This window comes from Nocardia sp. NPDC057440 (genome assembly GCF_042802915.1).
Lineage (GTDB): Bacteria > Actinomycetota > Actinomycetes > Mycobacteriales > Mycobacteriaceae > Nocardia.
The window spans coordinates 296689-306274 of the sequence record NZ_JBHVDF010000010.1 but is presented as its reverse complement, the minus strand read 5'-3'; the positions used below and the strand labels follow the sequence as shown (position 1 = coordinate 306274).

8 protein-coding genes are annotated in these 9586 nt (G+C 67.3%); 1 reads left to right on the top strand and 7 read right to left on the bottom strand.

What is annotated here, in order from left to right; translation table 11 throughout:
* Positions 1–132: 132 nt before the first annotated feature.
* From whiA to ACFU4Z_RS22410, 7 genes are all read right to left on the bottom strand, one after another.
* Entirely contained in the window at positions 133–1116 is a 984-nt protein-coding gene (whiA, locus tag ACFU4Z_RS22440; RefSeq protein WP_364901411.1) for a DNA-binding protein WhiA, read from the bottom strand.
* Positions 1107–2153, bottom strand: a complete 1047-nt coding sequence (yvcK, locus tag ACFU4Z_RS22435; RefSeq protein ID WP_328403002.1) for a uridine diphosphate-N-acetylglucosamine-binding protein YvcK — start codon at positions 2151–2153, stop codon at positions 1107–1109. Before yvcK ends, whiA begins: the two co-directional genes overlap by 10 nt.
* Positions 2150–3130, bottom strand: a complete 981-nt coding sequence (gene rapZ / locus ACFU4Z_RS22430; RefSeq protein WP_379065951.1) for an RNase adapter RapZ — start codon at positions 3128–3130, stop codon at positions 2150–2152. The genes yvcK and rapZ overlap by 4 nt, the downstream gene beginning before the upstream one ends.
* Positions 3131–3249: 119 nt before the next feature.
* The gene (gene uvrC, locus ACFU4Z_RS22425) at positions 3250–5334 is read right to left on the bottom strand and encodes an excinuclease ABC subunit UvrC (protein ID WP_379065949.1); all 2085 of its coding nucleotides are present in this window, start codon (positions 5332–5334) and stop codon (positions 3250–3252) included.
* Positions 5335–5422: 88 nt separating this feature from the next.
* On the bottom strand, positions 5423–5923 hold the full coding sequence (locus ACFU4Z_RS22420; RefSeq protein ID WP_379065947.1) for a hypothetical protein: 501 nt from the start codon (positions 5921–5923) through the stop codon (positions 5423–5425).
* 208 nt (positions 5924–6131) lie between these two features.
* Positions 6132–6674, bottom strand: a complete 543-nt coding sequence (locus ACFU4Z_RS22415) for a hypothetical protein (protein ID WP_379065945.1) — start codon at positions 6672–6674, stop codon at positions 6132–6134.
* 74 nt (positions 6675–6748) lie between these two features.
* A complete protein-coding gene (locus ACFU4Z_RS22410; RefSeq protein ID WP_379065943.1) occupies positions 6749–7435 on the bottom strand; it encodes an HAD family hydrolase in 687 nt (228 codons plus the stop codon).
* 96 nt (positions 7436–7531) lie between these two features.
* Here ACFU4Z_RS22410 and ACFU4Z_RS22405 point away from each other — a divergent pair, with 96 nt between their 5' ends.
* Positions 7532–9478, top strand: a complete 1947-nt coding sequence (locus ACFU4Z_RS22405) for a gamma-glutamyltransferase family protein (protein WP_379065941.1) — start codon at positions 7532–7534, stop codon at positions 9476–9478.
* Positions 9479–9586: the final 108 nt, after the last annotated feature.

Here is a 9586-nt window from a genome sequence, read left to right as displayed (position 1 = left end):
CAACGGGGGGCGCTCTAAAACCGCCCCCGGGGGGGGGGGGGCCGCCACCACCCCAATTTCAGCGCAACCGCCCACCCCCCCCCACCCCCCGGTCTGCGGCGGGTTCGAAACCAATGGTCCGGCCGAAACGGCTCAGGCGTCGTCCAGTAGCTCGGCGGTGACGGCCGATTCGGTGTCGGGCACGCCCAAATCCTTGGCGCGCCGGTCGGCCATCGACAGCAGACGCCGAATCCGGCCCGCCACAGCATCTTTCGTCATCGGCGGGTCGGCCAGCTGGCCGAGCTCCTCCAGCGACGCCTGACGATGCTGAACGCGCAGCTTGCCCGCGGCCGCGAGATGGTCGGGCACTTCGTCGCCGAGGATGTCCAGCGCGCGTTCCACTCTGGCCGCGGCGGCGACCGCGGCGCGAGCCGAGCGGCGCAGGTTCGCGTCGTCGAAGTTGGCCAGCCGGTTCGCGGTGGCACGCACCTCGCGGCGCATCCTGCGCTCCTCCCAGGTGAGCCTGGTGTCCTGCGCACCCATCCTGGTCAGCAGCGCGCCGATCGCCTCGCCGTCGCGGACGACGACCCGATCGGTGCCACGCACCTCGCGCGCCTTCGCCGTGATGCCGAGCCGCCGTGCGGCGCCGACCAACGCCAGTGCCGCCTCCGGACCGGGGCAGCTGACCTCCAGCGCCGACGAACGACCCGGCTCGGTGAGCGAGCCGTGCGCGAGAAACGCTCCGCGCCAAGCCGCTTCGGCATCGCCGATGCTGCCGCCGACCACCTGGGCAGGCAGGCCGCGCACCGGACGCCCGCGCACGTCGAGCAGCCCGGTCTGCCTGGCCAGCGCCTCGCCCTCCTTGGACACTCGCACCACATAGCGCGAGGTCTTGCGCAGACCACCCGCACCGAGCACGTGCACATCGGAGCCGTAGCCGTATAGCTCGAAGATCTCCCTGCGCAACCTGCGCGCAATGGAACCCATGTCCACCTCGGCCTCGACGATCACCCGCCCGCCGACGATGTGCAGGCCGCCCGCAAACCGCAGCAGCGCCGACAGTTCCGCCTTGCGAGAACTCACCTGTGACACCGTGAGCCTGCTCAGCTCGTCCTTCACTTCGGCTGTCATCGCCACGAGACGCGCTCCTTTCCACCCAACCCGGAACGCACATCCTGACCCATGTGACGTCCCTCGACTCGAAGCCCTGCCATGTGTGGCCGAGGTTGCCGGATCAGCTGATCCAGTGCGGCGGCAAGCTTTCCGGGGTGATGCCGGTCCGTTCCCGCTTCGGCGACATCGGAGAAGGTTACTCGCGCCCGCAATTGTTCGGCAGCCCTGGCCACATGTTCTCTTTCGCGACCTTCCGGCACGGACCCGGAATCGACCAGTACCTCGTCGACCACGAATTCCGGTGCGTGCTGGGACAATACATGCAGGTGCCGTTCGGCGGAGAACCCCGCCGTCTCGCCCGGCTCGGCGGCGAGATTGAGCACAAGCACCTTTCTGGCTCTGGTGTACACCAGCGCGTCGCGCAATTCGGGCACGAGCACGTGCGGAATCACACTGGTGAACCACGATCCGGGGCCGAGCACAACAACATCCGCGTGCTCGATGGCCGAGGTCGCCTCCTGGCTCGCGGGCGGATCCGACGGTATCAGCCGCACCCGCCGCACCTTACCCGGTGTCGTCGCGATGGCAACCTGTCCGCGAATACAGCGGCTCACTCGCGGATCTGCTTCCAGCCCAGAGACATCCGCTTCGATGTCGAGTGCGATGGGCGACATCGGCAGCACTCTGCCGGTGACCCGCAACATCTTCGCGACCTCGTCGAGCGCGGCCACCGGATCACCGAGCACCTCGGTGAGACCGGCCAGTATCAGGTTTCCGACCGAATGCCCGGCCAGTGCGCCGGTGCCGCCGAACCGATGCTGGATGGTCCGGGTCAAGACGTCGTCGCTGTCGGCGGCTAGTGCGGCAAGCGCCATCCGCAGGTCACCCGGGGGCGGTACGCCTAGTTCCGCGCGTAGTCGGCCCGAGGAGCCGCCGTCGTCGGCGACGGTCACCACCGCGCAGATCTTCGTGGTCAGCCGTCGCACGGCCGTCAGCGTCGCATACAGGCCGTGCCCGCCACCCAGAGCAACGATGGCAGGATTCGATTCCCACCCGGTCATTCGCGCCCCAGATCCCGATGCACGATCCGCACGACGTCGGCGGATTCACCGGTCTCCGCGCTCATCAGCTCGCCCAGCGCTTCCGCAATTGCCACACTGCGGTGCTTACCTCCGGTGCAGCCCACTGCCACCGTCATGTATCGCTTCCCCTCTTGGCGGTAACCATTCGTCGTCAGGTCGACCAGGTGGTGGCAGGTGCGCAGATAGTCGTCCGCGCCGGGGCGCGACAGCACGTACTCGCTGACCACGGTCTCCTGTCCCGAATGTTCCCGAAGTTCCGGTATCCAATGTGGATTAGGTAGAAAACGCACATCCAACACCATGTCCGCGTCCAGTGGAACCCCGTACTTGAACCCGAAGGATTGCACGGTCACCTGCAGCGCGGTGGGCGCGCCGCCACCGTAGGCCTCCTCCAGCTTGCGATGCAATTGGTGGACCGACAGTTCGGTGGTGTCGATGACGAGGTCGGCGGCGGTTTTCACGGTGGAAAGGCGGACCCGTTCCGCGGCGATGCCCGCCGAAAGGGTGCCATCGGTGCTTTCGCTCTGCAGCGGGTGGCGTCTGCGGGCGAAACCGAAGCGCCGGATCAACACGTCATCGGAGGCCTCGAGGAACAGTACTCGCGTCCGCACGCCGCGGGCCCGCAGCTGCTCGGTGACGACGGAGAGATCACCGGTGAAGAATCGGCTTCGCACGTCCATGACCAGGGCCAGCCTGCGGATCGGCGGATCGGCCGAGGCGCCCAGCTCGACCATCCGCCCGATCAGCTCGGGCGGCAGGTTGTCCGCTACGTACCAGCCGAGATCCTCGAGCACCCGGGCCGCGGTGCCGCGTCCCGCACCGGAAAGGCCCGTCACGATGACGGCCTCGACCTCCCGTAAACCCCCGTCGACCGGCGTGACAGCATCCACCGGGCCGGCCCGCCCAGCGGTCGGCCGCGGACTGCCCGCACTGTTGTTCGATTCGACGCGTGTCATGTCCTACCGGATCTGTTTCAGGTGCCTGTCGATCATCCCGCACCGCTTCGGGTATCGGGCGCAGACACACAACGTAGGCGGCACGGAACTTCCGGCGGTTCCGGGGACGCCGTTCCTTACTACTCCTCTCGAAGCGCTGCCAGCACCGCTTTGGCAGTCGCCACGCCGATGCCGGGCACTTCCGTGATCTCCTCGACCGTCGCTTCCTTCAACTTGGCCACCGAACCGAAGTGGGTAACCAGCGCGGTCCGCCGCGCCGCGCCGAGGCCACGCACCGAGTCGAGGGCCGAGGCGGTCATCCGCCGCGAACGCTTGCTGCGATGGAAAGTGATCGCGAATCGGTGCGCCTCGTCGCGGACTCGCTGCAACAGATACAGCGACTCACTGGTGCGCGGCATGATCACCGGGTCGCTCTCCCCCGGCACCCACACCTCCTCCAGCCGCTTGGCAAGACCGATCACCGCGACATCGGTGATGCCGAGCTCGTCGAGCACCTCGGCCGCGGCGGCGACCTGAGGTGCACCGCCGTCGACGACGTAGAGGTTCGGCGGGTAGGCGAACTTCTTCGGGCGTCCGGTGCGTGGATCGATGCCGGGTCGCGAGGTGAGTTCGGCGTCCTCGGAATCGAAGTCGATGACTGTCGTTTCCACATCGACGACCGCGCCGGACCCGGTGACCTCCCGTCCGGCGCGTTCCGCGACGGCGACGACGCCCGGCGGGCCGTCCAGTTCGCTGCGCTCGGCGGCGTCACGGTCGCGGCGTAACTTGAGAAACCTGCGACGGGTCACCTCGGCGATGCTGCCGACGTCATCCGAGCGGCCTTCGCCCGCGGCCTCCTTGATCGCATAGTGGCGGTATTCGGACTTGCGGGGCAGGCCGTCCTCGAAGACCACCAGCGAGGCCACCACATCGGTGCCCTGTACATGGCTGATATCCACACATTCGATGCGCAGCGGCGCGCTGTCGAGATCGAGGGCGTCCTGAATATCTTGCAGGGCTTGCGATCTCGACGTCAGATCGCCTGCGCGCTTGAGCTTGTGCTGAGCCAGCGCCTCCATCGCGTTGCGCTGCACCGTCTCGGCGAGCGCCTTCTTGTCCCCGCGCTGCGGCACCCGCAGCTGCACCGCCGATCCGCGCAGCCTGCTCAGCCATTCCTGGATCTGCTCGGCGTCGGCAGGCAATTGCGGGACCAGCACCTCGCGCGGCACCACATTCGCGGGCTGCTCGTCCTCGCCCTGTTCGACCTGCTCGCCGTAGAACTGGGTGAGGAACTGCTCCACCAGGGCCGCCATTTCGCCCCCGGCCTCCGGTACGTCGATGGCGTCGCCGGATTTGTCGACCACCCAGCCGCGCTGGCCGCGGACCCGGCCGTCGCGAACGTGGAAGATCTGCACCGCCGCCTCCAATTCGTCGGTGGCGAAGGCGATCACGTCGGCGTCGGTGCCGGTGCCGAGCACGACGGCCTGCTTCTCGAGTGCCCTGCGCAGCGCCTGGACGTCGTCACGCAGCCGGGCGGCGGTCTCGAAATCGAGCTCTTCGGCGGCGTCGAGCATGCGGCGTTCCAGTTGGCGCACCATGCGGTCGGTGCGCCCGGCCAGGAAGTCGCAGAAGTCGTCGACGATGTCGCGGTGCTCCTCGGCGCTCACCCTGCCGATGCACGGCGCCGCGCATTTGTCGATATAGCCGAGCAGGCAGGGGCGGCCGATCTGGTTGTGCCGCTTGAAGACTCCGTTGGAGCAGGTCCGCGCCGGGAACACGCGCAGCAGTAGGTCGAGGGTCTCGCGGATCGCCCATGCGTGCGCATACGGGCCGAAGTACCGCACCCCCTTACGGCGCGCACCGCGATAGACGAACAGCCGCGGGTACTCCTCGTCGAGCGTGACCGCCAGCACCGGATACGACTTATCGTCGCGGTAGCGGACGTTGAAACGCGGATCGAATTCCTTGATCCAGTTGTATTCCAGCTGCAGCGCTTCGACCTCGGTGGAGACGACCGTCCACTCCACGCTCGCGGCGGTGGTGACCATCTGCCGCGTCCGTGGGTGTAGCGAAGCCACATCGGCGAAGTACGAGTTCAGCCTGCTGCGCAGGCTCTTGGCCTTACCGACGTAGATGACCCGCCCGTAGGAGTCCCGGAACTTGTACACACCGGGTTCGACGGGAATCGTGCCGGGCGCGGGCCGGTACGTCGCTGGATCTGCCACCCATCAAGCCTATCGAGCGGGTCCGACAGGCCGATCGGGGCTGACGCTCACCGGCGCCGCGGCACCCTGCGGGACAGGGACGGGCCGGTCAGGCCGTCGTGCGGAAGAACCATCCTGTCGATGCGGAGTGGAACAGCAGCGCGACGATCACGGCAGCGCCTGCGATGACCGCGAGGACCGGCAGGATGCCCACCTGAGACGGTAGCCCGGAGATGATCGTGAAGAGCCCGATGAAGATCTGCACACTCGCCAGAATCACGGCGGTCACCCAGACCCAGAGTTCCCTGAGCCCGAAGATCAAGACGTTGGCGGCGAGCACCCAGCTGGCAAAGAACTCGGCCGAACTAGCACTTGCGGATTCGACATTGTCGAGCAGGCCGAGCACGAAATGCCCGAGGGTAAAAGCCACCAGGAACCCCGCCCCCAGCCGCACCCTGCGCACCGCATCGGGCATGTTCGACGTGACGACGGCGAATCGGAAGAAATGACGGACCGTGGTGCTGGTATCGACCATTCGGCGGACCTTGGACAAATCCACGACTGCCGGAACGATTTTCGGGTCGTCCACGACAGCAACATTCGAAACCACGATCACTCCTCGTCGAGCTTTACGCCACGTCCTCACAGACGCGCAAATCGGACGCTATCGGAACGATCGGCCTGCTTACAATCGAGTAAGTACCCTTATGACGAGGGCCACAACAACATTCAGTGGGCGGTTCGCTGTGACCAACGAGACATATTCCCACGCCAGAGCCGGTGACCTTCCGCGCCGAACAACCGCGCGAACTCTTCGCTCAGCGCGCAGGAAGCGAGACACCCACGACAAACCAGGCTTGCGACACGGGCCGCCGAAGCAGCCAGGCAACAACAGAGCAAACACCCGCGGAGTAGAGGACCGCCACTATCCAGAGCACGGGCGGAATGACATCGCTGCGCGCCCATACGCAGACCACAACCTGCAGAACTGCCAGCACGATCGCAGTGCGCCCCGTCCACTGCCACCGACTGGCGAATGCGCAGGCGACAAGCCCCAATATCCCACCGAAGACGAATTGGATCGAGGCCGCCCGCGCCGCGTCGGCACCGATGGTCGACCCCATGATCGCCGGATAGGCGATTCCGAATACCGCCATGCCCCACGCGGCTTCCCGCGCCTCGCGGACCTGCGTGGGCATGCCGCCCAGCATCCGGGCGGCCACCGCGATGGCATGATTCTCCGCAGCAGGGTCCGCGTACACGGCGCTCCCCCATTTCAACGAGGAAACCAGCGAACCCCCGACGGGCCCGCAGATCGCACCGTAATTCGGCGCGGCGGCCCGGACGACGCGATCTCTCATCACTGTGACACAGGGCACAATCGAACGGTACTGCTATCGCACGCTGGCGTGGCGCTCGCGATTCGATCGAGCGATCAGCCGAGTTCGTACTGCTCGAGAACTCGCAGCAGCGCGTCCGGACGTTCCGCCGTCGGCATGGGGTCGACGAGGGCGAAGCGGCACCCGAGGGCGGTCGCGCCGCCATCGACCTCCGCGCTGTCACCGACCATCAGCGCCGACTCAGCGGGCACACCGAGCTCCGCTAGCGCGGCCCGGAAGATACGTGGATCCGGTTTGACCGAACCGACCTCGAAGGACAACACGAAGCTGTCGACCAACCGGTCCCAGCCCCTTGCCGCAAAGGCAGGGCGCACGTCGAACGCGATATTGCTGACCAGGCAGACCGGAATACGCTGCGCCGCAAGCATTTTCAAAACATCCTCGGTATCGGGATACGGAGTCCACGACATCGGGTCGACGAGCCTGCCGTACAAGCGCTCCGATTGCCGCACCGTCGGCACCCCGAATTGCCGCAGCACCTCGAGGTAGGCCCTTCGATGCTGCGGTGGATCCAGATCCCTTTGCTCCCAGGCGATCTGGCCTTCGGCGTCGAACCGCACGGACTGCCCGACCGGCGCTGTCATGCGCCGCATGATCTCGGCCGTTTCGTGCACATCGAACGGCTGCCCGTCCTCACCGATCAGATCATCGGCCCAGGATTGGTCATCCTCCAGCCGAAACAGCGTCCCGGAAAAGTCGAAGAGCACCGCCGCTACCGTCACCGAGCCAGCCTACCGGCCGGTGACCGGCCCCTCATGACCTTCCCAGTGGCGGGGAAAACCGCGCTGTGGGCGGCGGCGGAGCGATACAGTCCGTGAATGCGCGTGCGACACATCTGGACCGGGGCCGGCGCGGCCCTGGTCCTCACGGTGGGACTGGTGACAGGTTGTTCGTCCGACAGCGACAAGGCCACGGCATGTGCCAGTGTGCCGAACGGGACGCCGGTGGCGGCCGTCCCGGCCGCGTCGGGTGCCACCACCACACAGAACATCAGCACCAACCCTGAGAGCGCGTCCGCTTATCGCAGCAATATGACCGCGGTCCGGACCAGCTCGTACGCCGTGGCCACGGCGAATCCGCTCGCGACCGAGGCGGCCTGCAAGGTACTGAACAATGGGGGCACCGCGGCCGACGCACTGATCACCGCACAAACAGTGCTCGGTTTGGTCGAGCCTCAGTCGTCCGGAATCGGCGGCGGCTCGTTCATGCTCTACTACGACGCGGCGGCCAAAACCGTCGATGCCTACGACGGGCGCGAGGTCGCCCCCGCCGCCGCGACCGAGAACTACCTGCGCTGGGTCAGCGACACCGACCGGACCGAACCCAAGCCGAACACCCGCGCCAGCGGTCGCTCCATCGGCGTCCCCGGTGTGCTGCGCATGCTGGAGCTCGCACATCAGGAACACGGTAAGACCGGTTGGCGCGAGCTGTTCGATCCCGCGGTGTCGTTGGCCGATCAAGGGTTCTCGATCAGCCCGCGGCTGGCTGGGCAGATCGCTGATTCGGCCAAGGATCTCGCTCTCGACGAGGCCTCGAAGGCGTACTTCCTCAACCCTGATGGTTCCGCCAAACCCGCGGGCACCAACCTGGCGAACCCCGCGATGGCGAAAGCGTTGGGCGCCATCGCCTCCGAGGGTGCGCAGGCGTTCTACACCGGTGCCATCGCCCGCGACATCGTCGACGCGGCCGCTTCGACGGCGGGCGGCCGCACTCCCGGCCTGATCACCACGAGCGACCTGGCCGGGTACCAGCCCAAGAAGCGGACCGCGTTGTGCACCGGTTACCGCACCCACGAGATCTGTGGAATGCCGGCCCCGTCCTCCGGCGGCATCGCCGTCGCCGCCACACTCGGCATACTGGAGAACTTCGACCTGGCCGCGCTGCGACCGGACACTATCGATCACAACGGTGGCAAGCCCAAGGCCGAGGCGGTGCACCTCGTCTCCGAGGCGGAGCGGCTCGCCTACGCCGACCGCAACAAGTACGTGGCCGACACGGATTTCATTCCGCTGCCGGGCAATTCACCGCAGACGCTGCTGAACAGGGACTATCTGAAGCAGCGTTCCTCGCTCATCAACCCCGGCCGCAGCATGGGCACCGCGCAACCGGGTGATTTCGGCCCTGTCCCGGTCGGCGTCGGCCCGCAACCGCCCGAGCACGGCACCAGCCACATCTCGGTGGTCGACAAGTACGGCAATGCCGCCTCGATGACGACGACGGTGGAGTCCGCGTTCGGCTCGTTCCATCTGGTCGACGGATTCGTTCTCAATAACCAGCTCACCGACTTCTCCGCCGATCCGCTCGGTACCGATGGAGCGCCGGTGGCCAACCGTGTGCAGCCGAACAAGCGCCCGCGCAGTTCGATGAGTCCCACCCTGGTCTTCGATCGCGGCGCCGACGGCACCCGTGGCGAGCTCACCCAGGTGATCGGCTCCCCCGGTGGTTCGGTGATCATCCAGTTCGTGCTGAAGTCCCTCATCGGCGTGCTGGATTGGGGCCTCGACCCGCAGCAGGCAGTCTCCGGTGTCGACTTCGGCGCGGCCAACACCCCGGCGACCAACGTCGGCGGCGAACACCCTGCCATCAACGCCACCGACAACGGCGATCACGACCCACTGGTGCTCCGCCTCCGTGAACTCGGTCACCAGGTCTCGGTCGCTCCCCAGATCAGCGGCCTGAGCGCCCTGCAGCGCGACGGGACGACCGGCTGGATCGGCGGCGCGGACCCCCGCCGCGAGGGCGCTGTCCTCGGCGACACGCACTGACCGCCCGGTGTGGGGGGGGGGGGGGGGCGCGGGCCGGGGGGGGGCGCCCGCGCGGGGGGGGGGCGAGCGGCGCCCCGCCGGGGGGGGGGGGGGGCGCGCGGGCGGGCG

Coding starts and splice junctions, on each gene's coding strand:
- yvcK (WP_328403002.1), bottom strand. CDS start 2,153: ATGACCGGGTGGGAATCGAATCCTGCCATCGTTGCTCTGGGTGGCGGG.
- rapZ (WP_379065951.1), bottom strand. CDS start 3,130: ATGACACGCGTCGAATCGAACAACAGTGCGGGCAGTCCGCGGCCGACC.
- ACFU4Z_RS22415 (WP_379065945.1), bottom strand. CDS start 6,674: ATGAGAGATCGCGTCGTCCGGGCCGCCGCGCCGAATTACGGTGCGATC.
- ACFU4Z_RS22405 (WP_379065941.1), top strand. CDS start 7,532: ATGCGCGTGCGACACATCTGGACCGGGGCCGGCGCGGCCCTGGTCCTC.